Raw genomic sequence first — 23,044 nt, forward strand, 5'->3', positions numbered from 1 at the left:
GGAAAAGGCGACCGTCCGCAGGAGGACGAACGGCCAGCGGCGCGCTCACTCGAAATCGTCTTCCAGGGCTTCCTCCAGGGTTTCGCCTTCCTCCGCTTCGCGGGCTATCCGCAGGCGCACATGGATGGCGCCGAAAGCCTCGTTCTGCACCAGTTCCACCATCTGCTCCTTGACCAGTTCGAGGATCGCCATGAAGGTGACCACCACGCCGAGCTTGCCCTCCTCCAGGGTGAACAACTGGATGAAGGGCACGAAGGCGCCGCCTTTCAGGCGCTCCAGCACTTCGCTCATGCGTTCGCGGGTGGACAGTACCTCGCGGGTCACCTGGTGGCTCTCGAACAGGTCGGCGCGGCGCAGCATCTCGCCCATCACCAGCATCAGCTCCTGCAGCGCCAGCTCCGGCAGCAGCTTGCGCGCCCGCGCCTCGGGAGCAGCCACCGCCGGCACCAGCACGTCGCGGCCGACCCGGGGCAGTTCGTCGAGGTCTTCGGCGGCCTTCTTGAACCGTTCGTACTCCTGCAGGCGGCGGATCAGCTCGGCCCGTGGATCTTCCTCTTCCTCCTCGGCTTCCGCCGAGCGCGGCAGCAACATGCGCGACTTGATCTCCGCCAGCATCGCCGCCATCACCAGGTACTCGGCGGCCAGCTCCAGGCGCACCGCCTTCATCAGCTCGACATAGCCCATGTACTGGCGGGTGATTTCCGCCACCGGGATATCCAGGATGTCGATGTTCTGCTTGCGGATCAGGTACAGCAGCAGGTCGAGCGGGCCCTCGAAGGCCTCGAGGAAGACCTCCAGCGCGTCCGGCGGGATATAGAGGTCCTGCGGCAGCTCGGTGACCGCCTCGCCGTAGACCAGCGCCAGTTGCAGCGGCACCCGCTCGGCGGCGGGTTCGGCTGGAGGGGTGTCGGCGTTGGCCGGGTTATCGTCCTGCATCGCTAGGCTCGTGGTGGGCGGATTCGGGCGGCGCTCAGGCCGGCTGCATGAACGGCGCCGGATCGCCGCAACCCACGCGGATCACTTCGGGATCGGTGTCGGTCAGGCTGATCACGGTGGAGGCCTCGCCGCCGCCATAGCCCCCGTCCACGATCAGGTCGACCTGGTGTTCCAGTACCTGGCGCATTTCATAGGGATCGTTCAGTGGCTCGCCGCTGCCGGGCATGATCAGGCTCACGCTCATCAGCGGTTCGCCCAGTTCCTCCAGCAGCGCCCGGGCGATCGGACAGTTCGGCACGCGCAGGCCGATGGTGCGGCGCTTGGGGTGCAGGAGCATGCGCGGCACCTCGCGGGTGGCGCTGAGGATGAAGGTGTAGGGACCGGGGGTGTGCGCCTTGAGCAGGCGGAACAGGCCGGTGTCGACCTTGGCATAGACGCCCAGCTCGGAAAGGTCGCGGCAGACCAGGGTGAAGTTGTGCTTGTCGTCCAGTTGGCGGATGCGGCGGATGCGATCCACCGCGGTCTTTTCGCCGATGCGGCAGCCCAGGGCATAGGACGAGTCGGTGGGATAGACGATCACCCCACCCTGGCGGACAATTTCCACCGCCTGCTTGACCAGCCGCGGCTGGGGATTTTCCGGATGGATCTGGAAGAACTGGCTCATTCGGCCCCCTTGGCTTCGGAATGACGTTCGGTATCGCGAAAATGCCTGGCGAAACGCGGCCACATGGCCGGAAGGTCCTCTGGAACCGCACGGTACATGCCCAGTTCGGACCAGTCGCCCGGCGCGTGGAAATCGCTGCCGGCGGTGACCATCAGGCCGAACTCGCGGGCCAGGATCGACAGGGTACCGACCTGTTCGGCCGGCTGCACGCCATTGACCACCTCGATGGCGTGTCCGCCGGCCTGGAGAAAGTCGGCGACCAGGCGCCGGCGCTTGGTCCGGGTGAAATCATAATGATACGGGTGCGCCAGGCTGATCCAGGCGCGCGCCTCGCGCAGGCAGCCGACCACTTCCTCCAGGGTCGGCCAGTGCTGCTTGACGTCTCCCAGCTTGCCGGCCCCCAGCCACTTGCGGAACGCGTCGGCGCGATCCTTGACCCAGCCGCCCTGGACCAGGAACTCGGCGAAATGCGGCCGCGCCGGCGCGTTGCCGCTGTCGCCCAGGGCCTGCTGGATCGCCCGCGCGCCCTCCAGCGCACCGGGCATACCCTTGGCCGCAAGCCGCCGGTCGATTTCCTCGGCGCGCGCCCAGCGGCCCCGGTGCAGGGCTTCGGTCGCCTGGCGCAGGGGAGCGGCGTCGAGGTCGAAACCGTAGCCCAGCACATGAATGGTGGCACCGCCCCAGGTGCAGGACAGCTCGACACCGTTGACCAGTTCGATACCGAGTCGAGCGGCCGCCTGGTGGGCTTCCGGCAGGCCTTCCAGGGTGTCGTGGTCGGTCAGCGCCAGCAGCCCGACGCCTTTCTCGTGGGCCCGCTGCACCAGGGCGGCGGGCGCGAGCACGCCATCGGAGGCGGTACTGTGGCAATGCAGATCGACACGCATGGCTGAATCCTGATTCCAGTGAAGAATGGTGATGAAGCAACGCCGATTCGCTGCCTCGCGGTATCGAGACGTACCGTTCATGGGTCCGGGGAGCCTGCTCCACCTGGCGAATGCGCCTGCGGCACAGGCCTGACGCATTCGGAAAGACAGGATGACTGTTTCAGAACATCCAGAGGTTGCTATTATGCCGTTTCAACCGTGTCCTGACTGCCACCATGAAGCAATTCATCGATTTCATCCCACTGATCCTGTTCTTCATCGTCTACAAGATAGACCCTCAGAACGTCGAGTTCGCCGGGTTCAATCTGAGTGGCATCTACGGCGCGACCGCGACCCTGATCCTCGCCTCGGTGATCGTCTACGGCGCCCTCTGGCTCAAGCACCGCCACCTGGAAAAGAGCCAGTGGTTCACCCTCGGCGCCTGCCTGGTCCTCGGCGGCCTGACCCTGGCCTTCCACGAGGACACCTTCCTCAAGTGGAAGGCGCCGCTGGTCAACTGGCTGTTCGCCCTGGCCTTCGCCGGCAGTCACTTCATCGGCGACAAGCCGATGATCCAGCGCATCATGGGCCATGCCATCCAGTTGCCGCAGGGCCTCTGGGTGCGCCTGAACATCGCCTGGGTGGTGTTCTTCCTGGTGTGCGGCTTCGCCAACCTGTACGTGGTCTTCACCTATCCGAACTTCTGGGTGGACTTCAAGGTGTTCGGCAGCCTCGGCATGACCTTGCTGTTCCTGATCGGCCAGGGCCTGTTCCTGGCTCGCCACCTGCACGACGCCGATACCGGCGAAAAGCCCAAGGACTGACATGCTCTACGCGATCATCGCCCGTGACATCCCCGCTTCCCAGGAACGCCGCCTGGCCAGCCGCCCGGCCCACCTGGCCCGTCTCGAACAGCTGAAGGAAGAAGGCCGCCTGGTACTCGCCGGCCCGCACCCGGCGATCGACAGCAACGACCCGGGCGCCGCCGGCTTCACCGGCAGCCTGATCGTCGCCGAATTCGATTCGCTGGCCGCGGCGCAGAGCTGGGCCGAGGCCGATCCCTACCGGGCCGCCGGGGTGTACGCCGAGGTGGTGGTCAAGCCGTTCAAGAAAGTCCTGCCCTGAGGCAGTCGCCGGGTACCGGCGGCCGGCCCGGTCGCCCTCCCGGCAAACGTTTTCGCACCGGACGCCGCTTTCCGGTGCCCGCCGCAGCGCAACCAGGCCGGCCCGGCGCTTCCGCCAAGCCGGAAGGGCGAACCGGAAGACAGTGCAATCCGTCGCTTCATCGGTACAAGGAGTCATGATGCGTCCATCCGCTGCCCATTGCCTGCTGCTGAGCCTGGGAGCTTCCCTGGCCCTGGCCGAGGAACCCGCGCCGGCACCGATTCCAGCCGCGCAGCCTTCCATTACGCAGGCTACCGCCGAACTGGAGCGCCGCCTGGTGGAAACGGAACGCCAGCGCGACGAACTGGTCAGTCGTATGCGCCAGGAGAACCGCCAGTTGCGCGAGCAGCTGCAGGCGGCCCAGGCGCAGCGGCAACCGCCGCTGCTCACGGAAGAGCAGACCTGGTATGTCGCCGGCGCCGCCACGGCCCTGCTCGCGTTCGTCCTCGGTGCCCTGAGCCGCGGCCGCCGGCGACAGCGACGCGAATGGATCAATTGAGCGACACTCGATGAGCGAACTGCTGTTGATCGACGATGACCGGGAGCTCTGCGAGCTGCTCGGTACCTGGCTGGTCCAGGAAGGTTTCTCCGTGCGTGCCAGCCACGACGGCGCCCAGGCCCGTCGCGCCCTCGCCGAGCAGACACCGGATGCCGTGGTGCTCGACGTGATGCTGCCGGACGGTAGCGGCCTGGAACTGCTCAAGCAACTGCGCGGCGACCATCCCGACCTGCCGGTGCTGATGCTGTCCGCCCGCGGCGAGCCGCTGGACCGCATCCTCGGTCTGGAACTGGGCGCCGACGACTACCTGGCCAAGCCCTGCGACCCGCGCGAACTCACCGCACGGCTGCGCGCCGTGCTGCGGCGAACCCACCCGGCGCAACCCAGCGCGCAGATGCAACTGGGCGACCTGTCGCTGAACCTGACGCGCGGCGTGGCGCAGATCGACGGCCAGGAGATCAGCCTGACCCTTTCCGAAAGCCGCATCCTCGAAGCGCTCCTGCGCCAGCCCGGCGAGCCGCTGGACAAGCAGGCCCTGGCGCAACTGGCGCTGGGCCGCAAGCTGACCCTCTACGACCGCAGCCTGGACATGCACGTCAGCAACCTGCGCAAGAAGCTCGGCAGCCACCCCGACGGCAGCCCGCGCATCCTCGCCCTGCGCGGCCGCGGCTACTACTACAGCCACTGAGCGGGTTTCGTCAGCCCGCCGACACAAGGTCTTTACCCAAGCTTTACTCAGGGCTGACCGCGCTTGACCTTGACCTCCCTAGACTGGGCTCATCCGGTAAATGGCCGGACCCAGAAAGGAGAAACACCATGCGCAAGACGCTAACCGCCCTGTTCATCGCCGCCGCCCTGCCGACCTTCGCCATGGCCGCGCCCGCCGCCAACGACCTGCCCCCCCCGCCGATGGAAGGCGGCCACATGATGGGCCAGCACGGTCCCCGGCATGGCGGCCCGATGAAGGAACTGGACCTGACCCGCGAACAGCGCCAGCAGATGGGCAAACTGATGGGCGAACAAATGAAGGCCCGCCACGAGATCACCCAGCGCTACCTGGCCAAGCTGCCGGCGGCCGAGCAGAAGGCCCTGAAGGACGAACTCAAGGCCAGCCACGAGAAGACCCAGAAGGACATCCGCGCCCTGCTCACCCCCGAGCAGCAGAAGAAGTTCGACGAACTGCAGAAGAAGCGCGAGCAGCGCAAGGCAGAGTGGGCCGAATTCCAGCAATGGAAGGCCGACAAGAAGTCCAACTGACGTCCGAGCCACCGCTACCGGGTCCTCCGGTAGCGGTCTTCCGACCAGCCGGAATCGCATATCCTAGGGGTTTACCCTCGCGGCCGGCCCGACATGCGATTCAACAGGAAAACCATGCGTTCACTCTTCTGGCGAATCCTCGCCGCCTTCTGGCTGGCCCTGCTGCTGGTCGCCGGGCTGTCCATCCTGCTGGGTCGTGCGCTGAACCAGGACACCTGGATCATCGCCCGCCATCCTGGCCTGAAGGATCTCGCCGAGCAGTGGACCGCCCTCTACGAAGAACAGGGCAGCTACGCGGCCCAGGGCTTGCTGGAGCAACGCCGTCGCGACTACGGGATTTCCATCCAGGTGCTCGATGAAAGCGGCCAGCGCCTGGTCGACGGCACCTACCTGCCGCGCCCCCACCACCGCCCGCCGCGCACCAGCGACCGCAACCTGCCGCGCTTCCCCTGGCGCCAGCTGAGCCAGGAATACGTCAGCCCGCAGAGCAACCATACCTATCTGTTCATCTACCGCATCCCGCACCCGGAGCTGGAGGCCTGGCACCGCGGCAGCCTGCTCTGGCCGCTCAGCGCGCTGGGCATCGCACTGGTGGTGCTGACCCTGTTCAGCCTGCTGCTGACGCTGTCCATCACCCGTCCGCTGAACCGTCTGCGGCGCGCCGTGCACGACCTCGGCCAGACCGCCTACCAGAAGGACAGCCTGGCCCGCCTGGCGCGGCGCGGCGATGAACTGGGCACCCTGGCGCGCGATTTCAACCGCATGGGCGAACGCCTGCAAAGCCTGATCGGCAGCCAGCGTCAGTTGCTCCGCGACGTATCCCACGAACTGCGCTCGCCGCTGGCGCGCCTGCGCATCGCCCTGGCCCTGGCCGAACGCGCCGAACCGGAAGCGCGCGCGCAGATGTGGCCGCGCCTGGAACAGGAATGCGACCGCCTGGAAGCGCTGATCGGCGAGATCCTCGCCCTCGCCCGGCTCGACGCCGAACCCGGCGCGAGCCAACGGATCGCCCTGCTACCGCTGCTCCAGCGGCTGCGCGAAGACGCCCTGCTGCTGGCTCCGGAACAGGATATCCGCCTGGAGGTGGCGCCTGACCTGAGCATCGACGGCTGGCCGGACATGTTCGAACGCGCGGTGGACAACCTGCTGCGCAACGCCGTGCGCTTCAACCCCGTCGGCCAACCCCTGGAGGTGCGTGCCAGCAGCGCCGGCGACTACCTGCGCCTGAGCGTCCGCGACCATGGGCCAGGCATCGCCGCCGAACTGCAGGAGCAGTTGGGCGAGCCGTTCTTCCGCGCACCCAACCAGAGCAGCCCGGGACACGGCCTGGGCCTGGCCATCGCCCGCCGCGCCATCGAGCGCCACGGCGGGCACCTGCGCCTGGGCAACCATCCCGACGGCGGCTTCATCGCCACCCTCAGCCTGCCGCTACGGCGCAAGGCGACCGAATGACGCCGCGCCCAGATGAACAATTCCCCAGGAGCATCCGGCATGACTCTTCCCGCTTCGTTGTTCCTCGATGAACACCCGCTCGCCCAGGCCATCGCGCCGCCGCCGGAACCTCCCGGCGACGAACCGCAATCGCTGGTCCTGGCGGTCGAGCTGGGACAGGTCGCCCAGCAACTGCGGCATCGCTGGGCGCGCCTCGACCTGAACCTGCCGGAACGCGGCACCTGGCCGCTGGAAAGCTGGCGCCCGGCCTTGCACGAGGCGCTCTACGGCCTGCTCGGCGGCGCCGCGCAGGCCCGCCCGTGGCAGCGCATCACACTGAATCCGGCGCTGGACGCACGCCACGGCCGGCTGCGCCTGGACATCCTCGGCCAGGCGGAAGAAGGCCGGCGCTGGCTGCCGGCGGCCGTGGAAGCCGCCCGACGACTGGCCGGCTGGCAGGGCGGACGACTGCTCTGGCACGCCCAGGGCGCGTATTGGTGCGTACGCCTGCTGTTGCCGCTCAGCCCGGCCAGGCGCTGACGAAGGCCGTCGGGTCGAGTTCCGCCGGCGTGCGCAACTCGCCCATCGGCGTACCCAGGTAGACGAAGCCGATGATCCGCTCCTGCTCGCCGAGCCCCAGGCCGGCGTGCACCACCGGATCGGTGGCCATCTCGCCGGTCCGCCACATCGCCCCCAGTCCCTGGGCATAGGCGCCCAGCACCAGGCCGTGGGCGGCGCAGCCGGCAGCCAGCAGTTGCTCAGCGTGCGGCACCTTCGGGTGGTCCTGCAGGCAAGCGACCGCCACGACCAGCAGCGGTGCGCGCAGCGGCATGTTGCGGGCCTTGGCCAGCGCTTCCTCGGCGGCGTCCGGCTGGCGGCTCGCCAGGGCGCGGGCGTAGAGGTCGCCCAGGGCCCGGCGGCCTTCGCCCTCTACCAGGATGAAGCGCCAGGGCCGCAGTTGCCCGTGGTCCGGGGCACGCAAGGCGACCCGGAACAGCCGGTCGAGCTGCTCCGGCGAGGGCGCGGGATCGCTCAGGCGGGCGTGGGAAACGCGAGTGAGCAAGGCGTCGAGAGCCTCCATGGGCGAACTCCTGTCAGAAACGAAATCGCCATTGTAGACGCAATCGCCAGGCTCACGCCCGCTCTCAGGCGACCCGTCCCGGCGCCAGGTGCGGCTGCAGCGGCGGGGTCAGCGGCGGCAGGCCGTAGGCGGCACGCGCGGCATCGCAGGCCGGGTTGGGCTGGCCGTTGGCCCAGGCCGCCTCGAACTCGCGGCAGGTACTCGAGCGCTGCTCGTAGACGGTGCAGCGAACGCCGCAACCGACCTCGCCGAGCAGCCCGACGCAGCGTGCCGGCTTGTTCTCGGTACCGCTCATGGCAACCATCTGCGGGCTGATGCGGACGGTCAGTTCGTCGGGTACGACGCCACCTGCGGAACGGCACTCGCCCCAATAGAAAGACACACGAAAATGCGCACAGCAGGCGCCGCAGGTAAGACACGGATTGTCAGTGGACATGGTTGGCAGAACACCAGAGAAACCGGCGAGCGCCGGCGGGCGAAGCGAGATTCTAGCGATTTCGCGGCAGCTGTGAAGAGGGGGGCAGCGGCAGATTTACTCTCCGCGGACGGCTGGTAGAATGGCCGGTCCGCCACAGCCCAGAGCCCCACGATCCATGGCCTTGCCGACCCTACGTATCCTCGGTTTCATCATCGGCATCTTCCTGATCACTCTGGCCGCCAGCATGCTGGTCCCGATCCTGACCATGCTCGCCTTCGACCGTACCGAAGGCATCCAGGCATTCATCTGGTCCAGCGTCGCCACCTTCGTCACCGGCCTCGGCCTGGTCCTGCCGGGACGTCCCGAGCATGTCCACCTGCGCCCGCGGGACATGTACATGCTCACCGTATCGAGCTGGGTGCTGGTATGCATCTTCGCCGCCCTGCCGTTCGTCCTGCAGCAGCACATCAGCTACACCGATGCCTTCTTCGAAAGCATGTCGGGAATCACCGCCACCGGCTCCACCGTGCTCAGCGGGCTGGACGACATGTCCCCGGGCATCCTCATCTGGCGCTCTCTGCTGCACTGGCTGGGCGGCATCGGCTTCATCGCCATGGCCGTGGCGATCCTGCCGATGCTGCGGATCGGCGGCATGCGCCTGTTCCAGACCGAATCCTCGGACCGCTCGGAAAAAGTCCTGCCACGCTCGCACATGGTCGCCAAGTACATCGTCGCCACCTATGTCGGCATCACCCTGCTCGGCAGCCTGGCCTTCTGGGGCGCGGGCATGAGCCCGTTCGACGCGGTCAACCACGCCATGTCGGCGATTTCCACCGGCGGTTTCTCCACCTCCGACCAATCCCTGGCCAAGTGGAAGCAGCCAGCGGTGCACTGGACCGCGGTAGTGGTGATGATCCTCGGCAGCCTGCCGTTCGCGCTCTACGTCGCCACCCTGCGCGGACACCGCAAGGCGCTGATCAAGGACCAGCAGGTCCGCGGCCTGCTCGGCCTGCTGCTGGTGACCTGGCTGCTGATGGGCACCTGGTACGCGGTAACCTCCAAGCTGCCCTGGATGGATGCTTTCCGCATCGTCGCAGTGAACGTCACCTCGGTGGTCACCACCACCGGCTTCGCCCTCGGCGACTACAGCATGTGGGGGCACTTCTCGATCATGCTGTTCTTCTACCTCGGCTTCATCGGCGGTTGCTCCGGTTCTACCGCCGGCGGTATCAAGATCTTCCGCTTCCAGGTCGCCTATACCCTGCTCAAGGCCAACCTCTACCAGTTGATCCATCCGCGCGCAGTGCTCAAGCAGAACTACAACGGCCATCGCCTGGACGAGGAAATCGTCCGCTCGATCCTGACCTTCTCGTTCTTCTTCGCGATCGTCGTCTGCCTGCTCGCCCTCGGCCTGTCGCTGATCGGCCTGGACTGGATGACCGCCCTCACCGGCGCCGCCAGTACCGTGGCCGGCGTAGGCCCGGGGATGGGGCCCATCATCGGCCCCTCGGGCAACTTCGCCAGCCTGCCGGACGCCGCCAAGTGGCTGCTGGCCGCCGGCATGCTGCTCGGTCGCCTGGAGATCATCACCGTGCTGGTCCTGCTGACCCCGGCGTTCTGGCGCCACTGAGCGCTCACGGGCCTGTCTGCAATGGCTCTACTCAGGGACTGAAAAGCCGGTGTAAGCTTCTGCACCATGACGACACAGCCGCAACCCGGCCACGTGAGCCTGGATAGCTCCACCCAGCCCGCCCGCGTCAGAGCCATAGGTGATTGGACGCTCGCCCACTACACGGCTCTGGAGCGCGAGGTGACGCGCCTGCGCAGCGAAGTGGCGGCCAACGTCAGCTTCGACCTGAGCCAACTGGGCGCCCTGGATACCGCCGGCGCCGCCCTGCTCGCCGAATTGCTCGGCGCCGAGCGCCTGGCCGACCTCGCCGAGCTGGAGCCCGGCCTGCCGCGCGAGCGCCAGGCCCTGCTGAAGACCGTCGGCCACGCCCTGCACGACTTCTGCGAGCCGGAGAAACCCAAGCCGCCAACCACCGCCATCGAACTGCTGGCTCGCATCGGTTGTGCCATGGAGACCTTCTGGCTGCACCTCAAGGCACTCCTCGGCTTCATCGGCCTGACCCTGGAGACCCTGTTCCGCAGCCTGGTCCGCCCGGCCAGTTGGCGGGTCACGCCGCTGGTGGCGAACATCGAGAAGAGCGGCCTGGACGCGGTGCCGATCATCGCCCTGCTGACCTTCCTGGTCGGCGCGGTGATCGCCTTCCTCGGCGCCACGGTGCTGGCCAACTTCGGCGCGACCATCTACACGGTCAACCTGGTGGTGTTCTCCTTCCTCCGCGAGTTCGCCGTGCTGCTCACCGCGATCCTCATGGCCGGCCGCACCGCCAGCGCCTTCACCGCGCAGATCGGCTCGATGAAGGCCAACGAGGAGATCGACGCGATCCGCGCCCTCGGCCTCAACCCCATCGAGCTGCTGGTGCTGCCGCGGGTGCTGGCGCTGCTGGTATCGCTGCCGATGCTGACCTTCGTCGGCATGCTCTGCGGCATCGTCGGCGGCATGACCGTCTGCGCCTGGACCCTGGACATCCCGCCGGCGATGTTCCTGTCGATCATGGAGGACGGAATCGGCGTACAGCATTTCCTGGTCGGTATCAGCAAGGCCCCGCTGTTCGCCTTCCTGATCGCCGTGATCGGCTGCCTGGAAGGCTTCAAGGTCAGCGGCAGCGCCCAGTCGGTGGGCGAGCACACCACCACCAGCGTGGTCCACTCGATCTTCGTGGTGATCCTGCTCGACGCCCTCGCCGCGCTGTTCTTCATGGAGATGGGCTGGTGAACCAGGACAACCCGCAGGCGATCATCCAGGTCCGCGACCTGTGCAACCGTTTCGGCGCCCAGGCGGTCCACGAGCACCTCGACCTCGACGTCCGTCGCGGCGAGATCCTCGGCGTGGTCGGCGGCTCCGGCACCGGCAAGTCGGTGCTGCTGCGCAGCATCGTCGGCCTGCGCCGGCCGACCTCCGGCAGCGTGCGGGTGTTCGGCGAAGACCTGCTGCAACTGCCAGAGGAGCGCCGCTCCCTGGTCGAACGGCGCTTCGGCGTGCTGTTCCAGCAGGGCGCGCTGTTTTCCTCGCTTACCGTGGTGGAGAACGTCGCCCTGCCGCTGATCGAGAACGCCGGCCTGCCGCGCGCCGACGCCGAGCACCTGGCCCAGGTCAAGCTGGCCCTGGCCGGGCTACCGGCCAACGCCGGCGACAAGTATCCGGCCTCGCTTTCCGGCGGCATGATCAAGCGCGCCGCCCTGGCCCGCGCCCTGGCGCTGGACCCGGACATCCTGTTCCTCGACGAGCCCACCGCCGGCCTCGACCCGATCGGCGCGGCGGCCTTCGACAACCTGATCCGTACCCTGCGCGACGCCCTCGGCCTGACCGTGTTCCTGGTCACCCATGACCTGGACACCCTGTACACCATCTGCGACCGGGTCGCCGTGCTGTCGCAGAAGAAGGTCCTGGTAGTCGATACCCTGGAACGGGTCGCCGCCACCGACGACGCCTGGGTCCGCGAATACTTCCACGGGCCGCGCGGGCGCGCCGCCCACCAAGCCGCCGCCGTGCCGGAGAATCACTGAGATGGAAACCCGAGCCCACCATGTGTTGATCGGCCTGTTCAGCGTGATCGTGATCGGCGCCGCCCTGCTCTTCGGCCTGTGGCTGGCCAAGTCCGGCTCGGAGGGCAAGTTCAACTACTACGACATCGTCTTCAACGAAGCGGTCAGCGGCCTTTCCCAGGGCAGCTCGGTGCAGTACAGCGGGATCAAGGTCGGCGACGTGGCCTTCCTCCGCCTCGATCCGAAGGACCCGCGCAAGGTCTGGGCACGCATCCGCGTGGTGGCCAGCGCGCCGATCAAGCAGGACACCACCGCCAAGCTGGCGCTCACCGGGATCACCGGCACCTCGATCATCCAGCTCAGCAGCGGCACGCCCGCCAGCCCGATGCTGGAGGGCAAGGACGGGAAGATCCCGGTGATCGTCGCCACGCCCTCGCCGCTGACCCAGTTACTGAGCAACGGCGAAGACCTGATGGGCAACATCAACCAGCTCATCGCGCGCTTCAGCAACCTGCTCTCCGAGGAAAACACAGCGCGCATCAGCCGCACCCTCGACCATCTCGACCAGGCCACCGGCGCGCTCTCCGCCGAGCGCGAGAACGTCAGCGCGGTGATGCAGCAGTTGGCCCAGGCGAGCAGGCAGGCCAACGCCGCCCTGGCCCAGGCCAGCGAGTTGATGCGCAGCGCCAACGGCCTGCTCAACGAGCAAGGCAAGGGGATGCTGGAAAACGCCAACAAGACCATGGCTTCGCTGGAGCGCACCAGCGCCACCCTCGACCAGTTGATCAGCGAGAATCGCCACTCGCTGGACGGCGGCATCCAGGGACTCGCCGAGCTGGGCCCGGCGGTCAGCGAACTGCGCGATACCCTGGCGGCACTGCGCGGAATCAGCCGGCGCCTGGAAGAGAACCCGGCGAACTACCTGCTGGGCCGGGAAAAAACCAAGGAGTTCACCCCATGAGGCTCGCCCTTCGCCCGCTGCGTCGCCTGTCCCTGGCCGCCAGCCTGGCCGCGCTCGCCACCCTCGGCGCCTGCTCGATCCTGCCGGAGGCGCAGGTCCTCCAGGTCTACCTGCTACCGGTGCACAACCCTCCGGCCAGCGCCGCCGCGCGGCCGGTCGACTGGTCGCTGCGGATCGCCCGGCCGCGTACTAGCCTGGTGCTGGAGAGCCCGCGCATCGCGGTGCGCCCGCACGGCGACGAAATCAGCGTGTACCAGGGCGCGCGCTGGAGCGATCCGGCGCCGTCGCTGCTGCGCGATCGTCTGATGCAGGCGTTCCAGGCCGACGGCCGGGTCCGCGGCCTGAGCAGCGACGACAGCAACCTGCAGGCCGATTTCGAACTGGGCGGCGACCTTCGCGCCTTCCAGACCGAGTACCCGAACGGCCAGGCCAGCGCGCTGATCCGCTACGACGCGCGCCTGGTGCGTACCGACGACAAGCGCGTGGTCGCCAGCCGGCGTTTCGAGGTCAGCCAGCCGGTGGATGGCAAGAAGGTCGCGGCGGTGGTCAGCGCCTTCGGCAAGGCCGGCGATACGCTGTCGGCCCAGGTTCTCGACTGGACCCTAAGCCAGGCCTCGGCGCAACCCGCCGTGCAGCCCTGAAGCGTCCCGCCTGGCCTGGCGACTAGCCCGGGCGCTCCTGGCGGCGCGCCCGGTATTCGTTGGGCGTGCAGCCGAACCAGCGGCGGAATGCCCGGAAGAAATTGCTCGGATCGGCGAAACCCAGCAGGTAGGCGACTTCCAGCAAGGTCAGGCCGGGCTGCTGGAGATACTGTTCGGCCATATCCCGGCGCGTGTCGTCGAGCAGTTGCTGGTAGCTGGTGCCTTCTTCCTGGAGGCGCCGTTGCAAGGTGCGCTGCGACAGGTGCAGCGCCTGGGCCACCCGTTCGCGCTTGGGTTCTCCCTGCGGCAGCAGCCGGCACAAGGTCTGCCGGGTCAGATGGGTAATGCGGCTGGTACTGAAACGCGCCAGGTATTCGCCGGCGAAGCGATCGTGCAACTGGGCCAGCGCCTCGTTGGCCGAGGGTAGCGGCGTCTCGAGGTCGACGCGGGAAAACACCAGCGCGAACTCCTCGGCGTGAAAGCGCAGCGGCGCGCGGAACAGCTCGACATAGGGTGCCAGCGGCTCGCGGGGCGCGCCGGGCAGTTCCACCGCCAGCGGGTCCAGCGACCGGCCGGTGATCCAGCGGACCATGTCCACCAGGTAGGCCAGCGAGCATTCGGCACTCTGCGGTGGCGCCGGCAGGCGATCGCCATGCACCGTGACGCCGATTCGATAGCCCTGCGGCGTGCGCCGGAAAGTCAGGTCGGACGCTTCCGCGATGATCCGCTGGTAGCGCTCCAGGCGCGCGAAGCCTTCCGCCAGGTTGCGGCTCGACATCAGCGCATAGCCGACGACGTGGAAAGCCGGGCGCCGGACCCGGGCGATGTTCAGGGCGATCGCCGGGTTGCCGCTGAGCGCCACCGCACGCTGCCACAGACGGCTCATGGCGTCCTGCGGGAAGCGCGCGTCGGGGTCCTGCAAGGCCTGGTAGTCGAGGCCCAGCTCGGCGAACAGCTGGCGTCCGTCGAGGCCTTCCAGCTCCAGGGCGAGGACGATGCCCTGGACCCAGCTGGACAAGGTTGTACGTTCCGGCATCGGTCTCTTCTTGTTCTGGCGGGAGGCACGCCGACCGTCGTCCGGCCTGGCGGCCCAAGGATACTAAACTGGCCCTGTATGTCATCCGCGACATCGTGCGGCCCGCACTACACTGCGCGGACACAACGAGAGGAGGCATTCCATGAGCAGCCCTGATGACGAGCGTTTCCACAGTTTCGCCGAGTTCTACCCCTACTACCTGCAGGAACACAGCAACGCGGTGTGCCGCCGCCTGCACTACGTCGGCAGCCTGCTGGTGCTGGCGGTGCTCTTCCACGCCGTGGCCAGCCAGCAGTGGCTATGGCTGCTGGCGCTGCCGCTGGTGGGCTACGGCTTCGCCTGGGTCGGCCACTTCGTCTTCGAGAAGAACCGCCCGGCCACCTTCAAGTACCCGCTGTGGTCGTTCATGGGCGACTGGGTGATGCTCAAGGACGCTTTCACCGGCCGCATCCGCTTCTGACCCATCCGCGCGGCTGGCCCCCGGGCCGGTCGCTCCCCCGGGACGACCGTCGGTCCCGGATCGGCGCGCTTTCCTGAACTATCGATCAGCTGTCACTGGCCGCCGCGCAAACGCTTGGTTAAGATTCCGCCAGCAACCTGGCCACCCGCCATTCCCCAGGCGGAAAGCTCACGAGGCCGAGCCGGGACGAAAATACACAGGGATCCTCTCCAGCGCATGAAGCCTACCCTCCCCGACCGCTCGCCGACGAGCCGGTCCGTCGCGTCCATGCGTGAATACTATTCGCGCGTGCTGGCCTATATCGCCTGTGGCGCCAGCATCGCGGCGGGAACCTACACCCAGTATTTCAGCTACGGCATCCTCTGGATGGTGCCCTATGCGCTGCTCTACCCGCACCTGGCGTACCACCTCGGCCAGCGCTTCCGCCAGCACGACCCGCGCAAGGTGACCCGCGCCCTGCTCGCGGTCGACGCCGTGCACTGTGGCCTGGGCATGGCGCTGCTCGGCTTCTCCGTGGTGCCCAGCCTGATGTTCCTGCTGGTGCTGAGCTTCACCGCGCTGGTCATCGGCGGCCTGCGCCTGCTCGGCATGGCCTTGCTGGTATCGGCCAGCAGCGCCCTGCTGGTCGCCGTGCTCGTCGCCCCGCCGCTGCTGGGCAATACCCCGGTCGAGGTGGCCGCGGTCAGCATCCTGTTCTGCGGACTGTACATCTGCATCACCGCCTTCTTCGGCCACCAGCAGGGCCTGCGCCTGGCCCAGGTGCGCCAGGAGATCGCCCGCGAGCAGGAAAAGGCCGCGCGGCTCGCGCGCAACCTGGCCAAGTACCTGTCGCCGCAGGTCTGGGAAATGATCTTCAGCGGCAAGAAGAGCGTGCGCCTGGAAACCCAGCGCAAGAAGCTCACCGTGTTCTTCTCCGACATCCGCGGCTTCACCGAGCTATCCGAGGAACTGGAAGCCGAGGCCCTGACCGACCTGCTCAACAACTACCTCAACGAAATGTCGAAGATCGCCCTCAAGTACGGCGGCACCATCGACAAGTTCGTCGGCGACTGCGTCATGGTGTTCTTCGGCGACCCCAGCACCCAGGGCGCGAAGAAGGACGCGGTGGCTGCGGTATCGATGGGCATCGCCATGCGCAAGCACATGAAGGTGCTGCGCCAGCAGTGGCGGGCCCAGGGCATCACCAAGCCGCTGGAAATCCGCATGGGCATCAACACCGGCTATTGCACGGTGGGCAACTTCGGCGCCGACACGCGCATGGACTACACCATCATCGGCCGCGAGGTGAACCTCGCCAGCCGCCTGGAAAGCGCCTCGGAAGCCGGCGAAATCCTCATTTCCCACGAGACCTACTCGCTGATCAAGGACGTGATCATGTGCCGCGACAAGGGCCAGATCGCGGTCAAGGGCTTCAGCCGCCCGGTGCAGATCTACCAGGTGGTGGACTCGCGCCGCGACCTCGGCGCCGCGCCCAGCTACGTCGAGCACGAATTGCCCGGCTTCTCCATGTACCTGGACACCAACAACATCCAGAACTACGACAAGGAACGGGTCATCCAGGCCCTGCAACAGGCCGCCGAACGCCTGCGCGACAAGGTCATCCTCTAAGTTCGTCGAACGCCGCCGGCAGTTCGTCGCGCCATTCCGGCGCAGTCCGCGGGCCGCTCGCCTGCAGAGCCAGGAACTCCTCCGCCGAAACCCGCCAGGACTGCTCCCGCGCCCAGCACCCGCAGGCCTGGCGATCCAGCGCCAGCGCCTGGCGGCAGGCTTCGCCAAGATCCTCGTGCATGACCCCGGTCACGCCCTGCTGCAATACATCCAGCGGCCCCGGCACGGCGAAGGCCGCCACCGGCACGCCACAGGCCAGGGCTTCGAGCATCACCAGGCCATAGGTATCGGTCAGCGAGGGGAACACCAGCACCGAGGCCGCCCGGTAGGCGTCGGCCAGCGCGCGGCCATGGCGGTAGCCGAGAAAACGCGCCTGTGGATAGCGCTGCTCCAGCGCCGCCCGCTGCGGGCCGTCGCCCACCAGCCATTTTTCGCCCGGCAGTTCGAGATCGAGGAACGCCTCCAGGTTCTTTTCCGTCGCCAGCCGCCCGACATACAGGAACACCGGCGGCCGCTCTTTCGCCGGAGGTGTCTCGGCGGGATGGAACAATTCGGTATCGACGCCCTTGCGCCACAGCCGCAGGTGCTGGAAGCGCCAGGCGCAGAACTCGTCGCGCAGGCGCGGGGTGCTCACCAGCACCGCCCGGCTCGGCCGATGGAAGGTGCGCAGGAAGGCATAGCCCCAGGACAACGGCAGCCACGGACAGCGGTCACGCAGGTATTCGGGAAAGCGCGTATGGATCGCCGAGGTGAAGTCCAGGCCGCGCTTGCCCAGCCAGCGCCGCGCGGCCCAGCCGAGCGGCCCCTCGGTGGCCAGGTGCACGGCATCCGGGGCGAAGGCCTCGATCAACCCGCCGAGGCGCCAGAGGTTCCAGGCCAGGGGGATTTCCGGATAGCTGGGACAGGGCAGGCAGCGGAAGTCGGCGGGCGACAGCACCCGTACCTGGTGGCCCAGCAGTTCCAGCTCGCGCTGCAGGGCCAGCAGGCTGGTGACGACTCCGTTGACTTGCGGTAACCAGGCGTCGCTGACGATCAATAGCCTCATGCCGCCGGCTCGACCGCCGCGGCCTGCGCCGCCAGCCGCGCCTGCTCCTCGGCCAGGCGGTAGAGCTGGATGCTGCCGTCCCAGTGTTCGATCAGCGCCGTGCAGGACTCCACCCAGTCGCCGCAGTTGAGGTAATCGACGCCCTCGATGCGGCGGATCTCGGCATGGTGGATGTGCCCGCAGACCACCCCGTCGAGCCCGCGCTTGTGGCACTCGTGGGCGATGGCTTCCTCGAAGTCGCTGATGAAGTTCACCGCGGTCTTGACCTTGTGCTTGAGGTACGCCGACAGCGACCAGTAGCCGTAGCCCCAGCGCCGCCGCCAGTGGTTCAGCCAACGGTTGAGGAGCAGGGTGAACTCGTAGGCGGAATCGCCGAGGAACGCCAGCCAGCGGTGGTAGCGGGTGATCACGTCGAACTGGTCGCCGTGTATCACCAGCAGCTTGCGGCCGTCGGCGGTACTGTGCACCGCCTCGTCGACCAGGCGGATGTTGCCGAGGATCAGGCTCGAATAGCGGCGCAGGAATTCGTCATGGTTGCCGGTGACGTAGATCACCTCGGTGCCGCGCTTGCTCAGGGTGAGCAGGCGGCGGATCACGTTGGTGTGCGCCTGCGGCCAGTAGATGCCGCCGCGCAGCTTCCAGCCGTCGATGATGTCGCCCACCAGGTAGATGCGATCGGCGTGGTAGCGCTTGAGGAACGCCGCCAGGTGTTCGGCCTGGCAATCCCGCGTCCCCAGGTGGACATCCGAGATCCACAGGGTCCGAACCCGCTGCTTGCGGTTCGAGGTGAAGCGTTGCGCGGTGCTCATCGGCGGGTCTCCGACGGTGTTTTTCCGATCTTGGACGGCGCCGGTGAAACGACTGTGACAGGCCGGCGACCGTTGCGTGACAGGGCGCGACTGTCTGTCGCCGGCGCCAGCGGGTAGACTGGGCGCCTGCCTCCGGGAGCTTCGCCATGGGTTCGATCCTTTCCCTGCGCCACTACAGCCACGACCAGATCGTCCACAGCCATGACCATGCCCAATTGGTCCTGGGCCTCAGCGGCTGCCTCGAGTTCGAGGTCGAGGGGCGCGGCAGCCGCGTGTTGCGGCAGACCTTCGCGGTGGTGCCGGCGCAAGCCCGGCATGCCTGCTCGAGTCCCGCCGGCAGCCGCTGCCTGGTCCTCGACCTGCCCTGCGACGGCAGCCTGCTGCTGGGCCTGGGCGAACACGCCGAAGCCGGTCGGCGGCTGTTCGAGCGACCGCAGGCGCTGTCGCTGACGCCCGCCCAGGGCCAACTGGTGAACTGGCTGGCCAGCGGCCCGATCAACGACCCGGTAATCGCCCACCAGGGCGCCGGCCTGCTCCTCGCCAGCCTGGCCAGCGAGCGCCAGCCGCCGCGCCAGCAGCCCCGCCTGCCACTGGCCAGCCTCGACGCCTACCTCGACCGCCATGCCGCCCATCCGCTACAGGTAGCCGACCTGGCGCGGCTGGCCGGTCTTTCGGTGGCGCGCTTCCACAGCCTGTTCCTCGCCGAGACCGGACAGACGCCCATGGACTACGCGCGCAGCCGACGCCTGCACCAGGCCCACGAACTGTTGCTGGAGAGCAGCCTGGCGGTGGGCGAGATCGCCGCCCGGGTCGGCTACGCCTCGCAGAGCGCCTTCACCGCAGCGCTGGTCCGCGAGTTCGGCGTCACCCCGCGACAACTGCGTCGCGAGTCCCGCGACAAAACCGGCTAGCCGCACGACAGACAAATCCGTCACGACTCCTTACTCTCTGCCCATCGACAGAACAGGAGTCAGCATGGACATCATCGAATGGCAGGATTTCGAACGCGTCGAACTGCGCGTCGGCACCATCCTCAGCGCCGCTCCCAACCCCAAGGCACGCAAACCCGCCTATGTCCTCGAGGTCGACCTCGGACCGCTCGGCCTGCGCACCTCCAGCGCGCAACTGACCGCACACTACCAGGCCGAGCAACTGGTCGGACGCCAGGTCCTCTGCGTCTGCAACTTCGCTCCGAAGCAGATCGCCGGGGTGCGCTCGGAGGTCCTGGTCACCGGGGTCTACGATAGCGAGGACAAGGTGGTCCTGGCCGGCTTCGACAAGCCCCTGCCCAACGGTGCGCGCCTGGCCTGAAGGATCCCCATGAATCGACGTTCCGCCCTCGCCGCCCTGCACGGCGGCGCCCTCCTCTTCGGCCTGACCGGGGTGTTCGGCAAGCTGGCCAGCGCCTCCCCCGGGGTGATCGTGTTCGGTCGTGCGCTGTTCGCGGTGCTCGCCCTCGGCCTCTTCGCCCGCCTCGCGGGCCAGGCCTGGCGCGCCCTGGGACCCGCGCAATGGCTGCGCCTGGCGCTCTGCGGCCTGCTCCTGGCCGGCCACTGGGTGAGTTTCTTCATCGCCGTGAAGACCGCCGGCGTGGCCATCGCCACCCTCGGCTTCGCCAGCTTCCCGGCCTTCACGGTAATCCTCGAAGGGCTGCTCTTCCGCGAGCGCATTCATCTCGCGGAAGGACTGCTGGTGGTCCTGGTCAGCCTTGGCCTGGTGCTGGTCACGCCGAACTTCGACCTCGCCAGCGGCGCCACCCTCGGCCTGCTCTGGGCGATCCTTTCCGGCCTGCTGTTCGCCCTGCTGTCGCTGGCCAACCGTAGCAACAGCGGGCAGGTCGGCCCGGTGCAGGCGGCGCTCTGGCAGAACCTGGTAGTCGCCCTGTGCCTGCTGCCATTCGCGGTCGGCGAACTACCGGCGCTACCCGCTCTCGACTGGCTCTGGCTGGCCCTGCTGGGCGTCTTCTGCACCGGCCTGGCGCACAGCCTGTTCGTGGCCAGCCTGGCGGTGGTCAAGGCCCGCACCGCGGCACTGGTATTCGCCCTGGAGCCGGTCTACGGGATCGCCTTCGCCTGGCTGCTGTTCCATGAGACGCCGGGGCCGCGGATGTTCCTCGGCGGTGCCCTGATCATCCTCGCCATCGTGCTGTCGGCGCGCCTCGGTGCACGGGGCAGGAAAACCGCAGTCGGCGACGAACGAGGCGATCCCGAGCGCGCCTGAATCCGCCCCGGCCGTCACACCGGCAACCATCGAAAGTCCGCAGGGAATAAAAAAACCCGGTCGAACACGCGGGGGGAAGGGGTTCGACCGGGTGCTGCGTCCAATCACCGGAGCGTTGGCAGAGGGACGCAAAGGGAGGTGTCGGTTTCCAGCGCCTGCCGCATCCGCTCACGGGCTCGCGCCAGGCCTTTCTCACGGAATTCCGGGCCCATGTTCATGCCCTCCGCGTGGATGAAGGTGACGTCGTGGATGCCGACGAAGCCCAGCACCTGGCGCAGATAGGGTTCCTGGTGATCGAGACCACCGCCGGCGTAGATCCCGCCGCGGGCGGTGAGAACGAAGGCGCGCTTGCCCTGTAGCAGGCCTTCCGGCCCCTGCTCGGCGTAACGGAAGGTCAGGCCGGCGCGCAGCACATGGTCGAACCAGCTCTTCAGGCTGCTGGGAATGGCGAAGTTGTACATCGGTGCCGCCAGCACCAGCACGTCCGCCATCCGCAACTCCTCGGTCAGGCGATTGGAACGCTCGAGGGCGCGCCTTTCCGCAGCGCTATGGCCATCACAGGGGGTGGTCCAGGCTCCCAGCAATAATTCATCGAGGTGCGGCAGCGGCTCGCGCGCCAGGTCGCGGACCTGGAAGCGATCAGCGGGATGCGCGATTTTCCAGTGGGAGATGAATTCCGCCGTCAGCAGGCGGGAAACCGAGCCCCGTTGGCGGGCACTGCTCTCGATAACCAGGACACGGGACATGACTCGACCTCCACCCACTGCGCTACAACGATGGAGGTGAGGGTAGAGAATGATTAATCGATTAAAAAGTTGAAAAAACCGCTGTTAAATATCGACCAGGTTGATTTATAAACAGGCACCACCTAGTCTTTCGGTGAGAGAACGCTCTATTTCGCGATCTTGCAGGTCAGCTTGATCCGCAACTTGATGATGTCGCGGCCGAACTGCGCGGTGAAGTTGCTGTTCTGCCCGGGCTGGATCACGCCCTTGCGCACTTTCGGGGTCTCCGGGCCGTTGCGGAACACCGCCGTGCACTCTGCCGCCTGGCCTCCCAGGTTGGTGAGAAGGATCGCGCCCATGTCGCGCCCGATGTCCTGGGTGCTGTAGGAGACCTCGGTGCCGTTGAGTTGCGGGTCGACCTCGATCGGATAGGCGAAAGCGGACAGGGGCAGCAGCGATAGTGCGAAACAGCAAAGCCTTTTCATGGCCGGACTCCCGGTAGCGACAGATGGAAAAATGGCAACACCCTGAAAACCACGGCATCCCGTACGTCAAGAGAATGGACAGCTACCCCGTACAGGACGCCGACGACACGATAAGCGAAGTCGCCCCTCCGGCGCACTCGTCATCGCCTGCCGGCCGCGGAAACGCCGGCGAGGCATCCCTGCATTCGAGGAGGCGGAAATGAAAGCGCCACGCGTAACCCTGGACCAATGGCGGACCCTGCAGGCGGTGGTCGACCACGGCGGCTTCGCCCAGGCCGCGGAAGCCCTGCACCGCTCGCAATCGTCGATCAGCTATACCGTGGCGCGCATGCAGGAACAGCTCGGCGTGCCGCTGCTGCGCATCGACGGACGCAAGGCGGTGCTGACCGAGGCCGGCGAAGTATTGCTGCGCCGTTCGCGGCAACTGGTCAAGCAGGCCGGGCAACTGGAGGAACTGGCGCACCACATGGAACAGGGCTGGGAACCCGAGGTGCGCCTGGTGGTGGACGCCGCCTACCCCACCGCGCGGATCGTCCGCTCGCTGTCCGCCTTCATGCCGCAGAGCCGCGGCTGTCGCGTGCTGCTGCGCGAGGAAGTGCTCTCCGGCGTCGAGGAAGCGCTGATCCAGGGCGCCGCCGACCTGGCGATCAGCGGCCTGATCATTCCCGGCCACCTCGGCGCCGACCTCAGCGTGGTCGAGTTCGTCGCCGTGGCCCACCCCGACCATCCGCTGCACCGCCTGCAACGCGAACTGACCCACCAGGACCTGGAAACCCAGATGCAGGTGGTGATCCGCGACAGCGGCCGGCTACAGCCGCGCGACCACGGCTGGCTGGGCGCCGAACAGCGCTGGACGGTGGGCAGCCTGGCTACCGCGGCGACCTTCGTCGGCAACGGCCTGGGCTTCGCCTGGCTGCCGCGACACATCATCGAGCGCGAACTGCAGAGTGGCCAGCTCAAGCCGCTGCCGCTGAGCCAGGGCGGCGTGCGGCAGAGCCGCTTCTACCTCTACACCAACAAGGAAAAGCCGCTCGGCCCGGCCAGCCAGATCCTCATGGAAATGCTCAAGTCGTTCGCCAACGTACCGCTCAACGCGCCCTTCGCGGCGCCCGAACCGGCCGCCGAGTGA

At 67.5% G+C, this 23,044-nt stretch carries 28 protein-coding genes; 18 read left to right on the plus strand and 10 right to left on the minus strand.

The features are described 5' to 3' along the window. Nucleotides 1-45 precede the first annotated feature (45 nt). The 3 genes from ACTJJX_RS14100 to ACTJJX_RS14110 all read right to left on the minus strand — a co-directional run bounded on the left by ACTJJX_RS14100 (nt 46) and on the right by ACTJJX_RS14110 (nt 2,484). Nucleotides 46-798, minus strand: coding sequence for a segregation and condensation protein A (locus tag ACTJJX_RS14100; RefSeq protein WP_003124353.1), 753 nt, complete (start codon nt 796-798; stop codon nt 46-48). 172 nt (nt 799-970) lie between these two features. Next, on the minus strand, nt 971-1,600 hold the full coding sequence (locus ACTJJX_RS14105; RefSeq protein ID WP_003091486.1) for an L-threonylcarbamoyladenylate synthase: 630 nt from the start codon (nt 1,598-1,600) through the stop codon (nt 971-973). Continuing rightward, on the minus strand, nt 1,597-2,484 hold the full coding sequence (locus ACTJJX_RS14110) for a PHP domain-containing protein (RefSeq protein ID WP_003114833.1): 888 nt from the start codon (nt 2,482-2,484) through the stop codon (nt 1,597-1,599). Before ACTJJX_RS14110 ends, ACTJJX_RS14105 begins: the two co-directional genes overlap by 4 nt. A 215-nt stretch (nt 2,485-2,699) precedes the next feature. Between ACTJJX_RS14110 and ACTJJX_RS14115 the strand changes: the two genes are divergently transcribed. The 7 genes from ACTJJX_RS14115 to ACTJJX_RS14145 all read left to right on the plus strand — a co-directional run bounded on the left by ACTJJX_RS14115 (nt 2,700) and on the right by ACTJJX_RS14145 (nt 7,354). Beyond that, nucleotides 2,700-3,287, plus strand: coding sequence for a septation protein A (locus ACTJJX_RS14115; protein WP_003091488.1), 588 nt, complete (start codon nt 2,700-2,702; stop codon nt 3,285-3,287). Between the two features lies 1 nt (nt 3,288). Continuing rightward, nucleotides 3,289-3,588: a YciI family protein gene (locus ACTJJX_RS14120; RefSeq protein ID WP_003091489.1), complete on the plus strand. Its 300-nt coding sequence runs from the start codon at nt 3,289-3,291 to the stop codon at nt 3,586-3,588. Between the two features lie 175 nt (nt 3,589-3,763). Then, complete coding sequence (locus tag ACTJJX_RS14125) at nt 3,764-4,126, plus strand: hypothetical protein (RefSeq protein WP_003114832.1); 363 nt, start codon at nt 3,764-3,766, stop codon at nt 4,124-4,126. Between the two features lie 10 nt (nt 4,127-4,136). After that, complete coding sequence (locus ACTJJX_RS14130) at nt 4,137-4,814, plus strand: response regulator transcription factor (RefSeq protein WP_003091491.1); 678 nt, start codon at nt 4,137-4,139, stop codon at nt 4,812-4,814. A gap of 128 nt (nt 4,815-4,942) precedes the next feature. Next, nucleotides 4,943-5,383 (plus strand): Spy/CpxP family protein refolding chaperone, encoded by a 441-nt coding sequence (locus ACTJJX_RS14135; RefSeq protein WP_003114831.1) that lies wholly within the window; start codon nt 4,943-4,945, stop codon nt 5,381-5,383. A 114-nt stretch (nt 5,384-5,497) separates the two neighbouring features. After that, nucleotides 5,498-6,835 (plus strand): sensor histidine kinase, encoded by a 1,338-nt coding sequence (locus tag ACTJJX_RS14140; RefSeq protein WP_003114830.1) that lies wholly within the window; start codon nt 5,498-5,500, stop codon nt 6,833-6,835. Nucleotides 6,836-6,874: 39 nt separating this feature from the next. After that, nucleotides 6,875-7,354, plus strand: coding sequence for a hypothetical protein (locus tag ACTJJX_RS14145; protein WP_016852634.1), 480 nt, complete (start codon nt 6,875-6,877; stop codon nt 7,352-7,354). On the opposite strand, the gene ACTJJX_RS14150 is transcribed toward ACTJJX_RS14145, so the two are convergent. After that, entirely contained in the window at nt 7,335-7,895 is a 561-nt protein-coding gene (locus tag ACTJJX_RS14150; protein WP_003114828.1) for a nitroreductase family protein, read from the minus strand. The two genes, ACTJJX_RS14145 and ACTJJX_RS14150, sit on opposite strands and share 20 nt — an antisense overlap. A 64-nt stretch (nt 7,896-7,959) precedes the next feature. Continuing rightward, on the minus strand, nt 7,960-8,331 hold the full coding sequence (locus tag ACTJJX_RS14155; RefSeq protein WP_003114826.1) for a YkgJ family cysteine cluster protein: 372 nt from the start codon (nt 8,329-8,331) through the stop codon (nt 7,960-7,962). A 157-nt stretch (nt 8,332-8,488) separates the two neighbouring features. Between ACTJJX_RS14155 and ACTJJX_RS14160 the strand changes: the two genes are divergently transcribed. From ACTJJX_RS14160 to ACTJJX_RS14180, 5 genes are all read left to right on the plus strand, one after another. Then, entirely contained in the window at nt 8,489-9,943 is a 1,455-nt protein-coding gene (locus ACTJJX_RS14160; RefSeq protein ID WP_003114825.1) for a TrkH family potassium uptake protein, read from the plus strand. A gap of 66 nt (nt 9,944-10,009) precedes the next feature. Continuing rightward, complete coding sequence (locus ACTJJX_RS14165) at nt 10,010-11,155, plus strand: MlaE family ABC transporter permease (RefSeq protein ID WP_003158341.1); 1,146 nt, start codon at nt 10,010-10,012, stop codon at nt 11,153-11,155. Continuing rightward, nucleotides 11,152-11,946, plus strand: coding sequence for an ABC transporter ATP-binding protein (locus ACTJJX_RS14170; protein WP_003114823.1), 795 nt, complete (start codon nt 11,152-11,154; stop codon nt 11,944-11,946). Before ACTJJX_RS14165 ends, ACTJJX_RS14170 begins: the two co-directional genes overlap by 4 nt. A 1-nt stretch (nt 11,947) precedes the next feature. Beyond that, nucleotides 11,948-12,886 carry an MlaD family protein gene (locus tag ACTJJX_RS14175; protein WP_003114822.1) on the plus strand — a complete coding sequence of 313 codons (939 nt, stop codon included), beginning with the start codon at nt 11,948-11,950 and terminating at the stop codon, nt 12,884-12,886. Next, nucleotides 12,883-13,527: an ABC-type transport auxiliary lipoprotein family protein gene (locus ACTJJX_RS14180; protein WP_016852633.1), complete on the plus strand. Its 645-nt coding sequence runs from the start codon at nt 12,883-12,885 to the stop codon at nt 13,525-13,527. The genes ACTJJX_RS14175 and ACTJJX_RS14180 overlap by 4 nt, the downstream gene beginning before the upstream one ends. A 22-nt stretch (nt 13,528-13,549) precedes the next feature. Here ACTJJX_RS14180 and ACTJJX_RS14185 read toward each other — a convergent pair whose 3' ends face one another. After that, entirely contained in the window at nt 13,550-14,563 is a 1,014-nt protein-coding gene (locus ACTJJX_RS14185) for an AraC family transcriptional regulator (RefSeq protein ID WP_003114821.1), read from the minus strand. A 142-nt stretch (nt 14,564-14,705) separates the two neighbouring features. Here ACTJJX_RS14185 and ACTJJX_RS14190 point away from each other — a divergent pair, with 142 nt between their 5' ends. Further along, on the plus strand, nt 14,706-15,023 hold the full coding sequence (locus ACTJJX_RS14190) for an Mpo1-like protein (RefSeq protein WP_003114819.1): 318 nt from the start codon (nt 14,706-14,708) through the stop codon (nt 15,021-15,023). Nucleotides 15,024-15,239: 216 nt separating this feature from the next. Continuing rightward, complete coding sequence (locus ACTJJX_RS14195) at nt 15,240-16,631, plus strand: protein CyaB (RefSeq protein WP_003124349.1); 1,392 nt, start codon at nt 15,240-15,242, stop codon at nt 16,629-16,631. Here ACTJJX_RS14195 and ACTJJX_RS14200 read toward each other — a convergent pair. Continuing rightward, on the minus strand, nt 16,621-17,676 hold the full coding sequence (locus tag ACTJJX_RS14200) for a glycosyltransferase family 4 protein (protein WP_015649197.1): 1,056 nt from the start codon (nt 17,674-17,676) through the stop codon (nt 16,621-16,623). The genes ACTJJX_RS14195 and ACTJJX_RS14200 overlap by 11 nt on opposite strands. Further along, on the minus strand, nt 17,673-18,485 hold the full coding sequence (locus ACTJJX_RS14205; protein ID WP_003091510.1) for a UDP-2,3-diacylglucosamine diphosphatase: 813 nt from the start codon (nt 18,483-18,485) through the stop codon (nt 17,673-17,675). The genes ACTJJX_RS14200 and ACTJJX_RS14205 overlap by 4 nt, the downstream gene beginning before the upstream one ends. A gap of 146 nt (nt 18,486-18,631) precedes the next feature. On the opposite strand from ACTJJX_RS14205, the gene ACTJJX_RS14210 reads away from it, so the two are divergent. The 3 genes from ACTJJX_RS14210 to ACTJJX_RS14220 all read left to right on the plus strand — a co-directional run bounded on the left by ACTJJX_RS14210 (nt 18,632) and on the right by ACTJJX_RS14220 (nt 20,705). After that, nucleotides 18,632-19,396 carry a helix-turn-helix domain-containing protein gene (locus ACTJJX_RS14210; RefSeq protein WP_003091511.1) on the plus strand — a complete coding sequence of 255 codons (765 nt, stop codon included), beginning with the start codon at nt 18,632-18,634 and terminating at the stop codon, nt 19,394-19,396. A gap of 64 nt (nt 19,397-19,460) precedes the next feature. After that, a complete protein-coding gene (locus tag ACTJJX_RS14215; protein ID WP_003109191.1) occupies nt 19,461-19,796 on the plus strand; it encodes a tRNA-binding protein in 336 nt (111 codons plus the stop codon). A gap of 9 nt (nt 19,797-19,805) precedes the next feature. After that, nucleotides 19,806-20,705, plus strand: coding sequence for a DMT family transporter (locus ACTJJX_RS14220; RefSeq protein WP_003116401.1), 900 nt, complete (start codon nt 19,806-19,808; stop codon nt 20,703-20,705). A gap of 104 nt (nt 20,706-20,809) precedes the next feature. On the opposite strand, the gene azoR3 is transcribed toward ACTJJX_RS14220, so the two are convergent. Together azoR3 and ACTJJX_RS14230 are read right to left on the minus strand one after the other, a co-directional pair. Next, the gene (gene azoR3, locus ACTJJX_RS14225; protein ID WP_003114814.1) at nt 20,810-21,451 is read right to left on the minus strand and encodes an FMN-dependent NADH-azoreductase AzoR3; all 642 of its coding nucleotides are present in this window, start codon (nt 21,449-21,451) and stop codon (nt 20,810-20,812) included. 146 nt (nt 21,452-21,597) lie between these two features. Beyond that, nucleotides 21,598-21,915, minus strand: coding sequence for a hypothetical protein (locus ACTJJX_RS14230; RefSeq protein WP_003091533.1), 318 nt, complete (start codon nt 21,913-21,915; stop codon nt 21,598-21,600). Nucleotides 21,916-22,114: 199 nt separating this feature from the next. Here ACTJJX_RS14230 and ACTJJX_RS14235 point away from each other — a divergent pair, with 199 nt between their 5' ends. Next, a complete protein-coding gene (locus ACTJJX_RS14235) occupies nt 22,115-23,044 on the plus strand; it encodes a LysR family transcriptional regulator (RefSeq protein ID WP_003091534.1) in 930 nt (309 codons plus the stop codon).

It is taken from the genome of Pseudomonas sp. 22490, from assembly GCF_052044465.1.
GTDB lineage: Bacteria > Pseudomonadota > Gammaproteobacteria > Pseudomonadales > Pseudomonadaceae > Pseudomonas > Pseudomonas aeruginosa.

Bases quoted from the DNA above. Each gene is read 5' to 3' on its own strand.
- ACTJJX_RS14105 (WP_003091486.1), bottom strand. From the start codon at position 1,600: ATGAGCCAGTTCTTCCAGATCCATCCGGAAAATCCCCAGCCGCGGCTG.
- ACTJJX_RS14145 (WP_016852634.1), top strand. From the start codon at position 6,875: ATGACTCTTCCCGCTTCGTTGTTCCTCGATGAACACCCGCTCGCCCAG.
- ACTJJX_RS14115 (WP_003091488.1), top strand. From the start codon at position 2,700: ATGAAGCAATTCATCGATTTCATCCCACTGATCCTGTTCTTCATCGTC.
- ACTJJX_RS14235 (WP_003091534.1), top strand. From the start codon at position 22,115: ATGAAAGCGCCACGCGTAACCCTGGACCAATGGCGGACCCTGCAGGCG.
- ACTJJX_RS14220 (WP_003116401.1), top strand. From the start codon at position 19,806: ATGAATCGACGTTCCGCCCTCGCCGCCCTGCACGGCGGCGCCCTCCTC.
- ACTJJX_RS14215 (WP_003109191.1), top strand. From the start codon at position 19,461: ATGGACATCATCGAATGGCAGGATTTCGAACGCGTCGAACTGCGCGTC.
- ACTJJX_RS14125 (WP_003114832.1), top strand. From the start codon at position 3,764: ATGATGCGTCCATCCGCTGCCCATTGCCTGCTGCTGAGCCTGGGAGCT.
- ACTJJX_RS14210 (WP_003091511.1), top strand. From the start codon at position 18,632: ATGGGTTCGATCCTTTCCCTGCGCCACTACAGCCACGACCAGATCGTC.
- ACTJJX_RS14135 (WP_003114831.1), top strand. From the start codon at position 4,943: ATGCGCAAGACGCTAACCGCCCTGTTCATCGCCGCCGCCCTGCCGACC.
- azoR3 (WP_003114814.1), bottom strand. From the start codon at position 21,451: ATGTCCCGTGTCCTGGTTATCGAGAGCAGTGCCCGCCAACGGGGCTCG.
- ACTJJX_RS14155 (WP_003114826.1), bottom strand. From the start codon at position 8,331: ATGTCCACTGACAATCCGTGTCTTACCTGCGGCGCCTGCTGTGCGCAT.
- ACTJJX_RS14190 (WP_003114819.1), top strand. From the start codon at position 14,706: ATGAGCAGCCCTGATGACGAGCGTTTCCACAGTTTCGCCGAGTTCTAC.
- ACTJJX_RS14140 (WP_003114830.1), top strand. From the start codon at position 5,498: ATGCGTTCACTCTTCTGGCGAATCCTCGCCGCCTTCTGGCTGGCCCTG.
- ACTJJX_RS14230 (WP_003091533.1), bottom strand. From the start codon at position 21,915: ATGAAAAGGCTTTGCTGTTTCGCACTATCGCTGCTGCCCCTGTCCGCT.
- ACTJJX_RS14160 (WP_003114825.1), top strand. From the start codon at position 8,489: ATGGCCTTGCCGACCCTACGTATCCTCGGTTTCATCATCGGCATCTTC.
- ACTJJX_RS14200 (WP_015649197.1), bottom strand. From the start codon at position 17,676: ATGAGGCTATTGATCGTCAGCGACGCCTGGTTACCGCAAGTCAACGGA.
- ACTJJX_RS14175 (WP_003114822.1), top strand. From the start codon at position 11,948: ATGGAAACCCGAGCCCACCATGTGTTGATCGGCCTGTTCAGCGTGATC.
- ACTJJX_RS14130 (WP_003091491.1), top strand. From the start codon at position 4,137: ATGAGCGAACTGCTGTTGATCGACGATGACCGGGAGCTCTGCGAGCTG.
- ACTJJX_RS14120 (WP_003091489.1), top strand. From the start codon at position 3,289: ATGCTCTACGCGATCATCGCCCGTGACATCCCCGCTTCCCAGGAACGC.
- ACTJJX_RS14205 (WP_003091510.1), bottom strand. From the start codon at position 18,485: ATGAGCACCGCGCAACGCTTCACCTCGAACCGCAAGCAGCGGGTTCGG.
- ACTJJX_RS14150 (WP_003114828.1), bottom strand. From the start codon at position 7,895: ATGGAGGCTCTCGACGCCTTGCTCACTCGCGTTTCCCACGCCCGCCTG.
- ACTJJX_RS14180 (WP_016852633.1), top strand. From the start codon at position 12,883: ATGAGGCTCGCCCTTCGCCCGCTGCGTCGCCTGTCCCTGGCCGCCAGC.
- ACTJJX_RS14185 (WP_003114821.1), bottom strand. From the start codon at position 14,563: ATGCCGGAACGTACAACCTTGTCCAGCTGGGTCCAGGGCATCGTCCTC.
- ACTJJX_RS14165 (WP_003158341.1), top strand. From the start codon at position 10,010: ATGACGACACAGCCGCAACCCGGCCACGTGAGCCTGGATAGCTCCACC.
- ACTJJX_RS14110 (WP_003114833.1), bottom strand. From the start codon at position 2,484: ATGCGTGTCGATCTGCATTGCCACAGTACCGCCTCCGATGGCGTGCTC.
- ACTJJX_RS14195 (WP_003124349.1), top strand. From the start codon at position 15,240: ATGAAGCCTACCCTCCCCGACCGCTCGCCGACGAGCCGGTCCGTCGCG.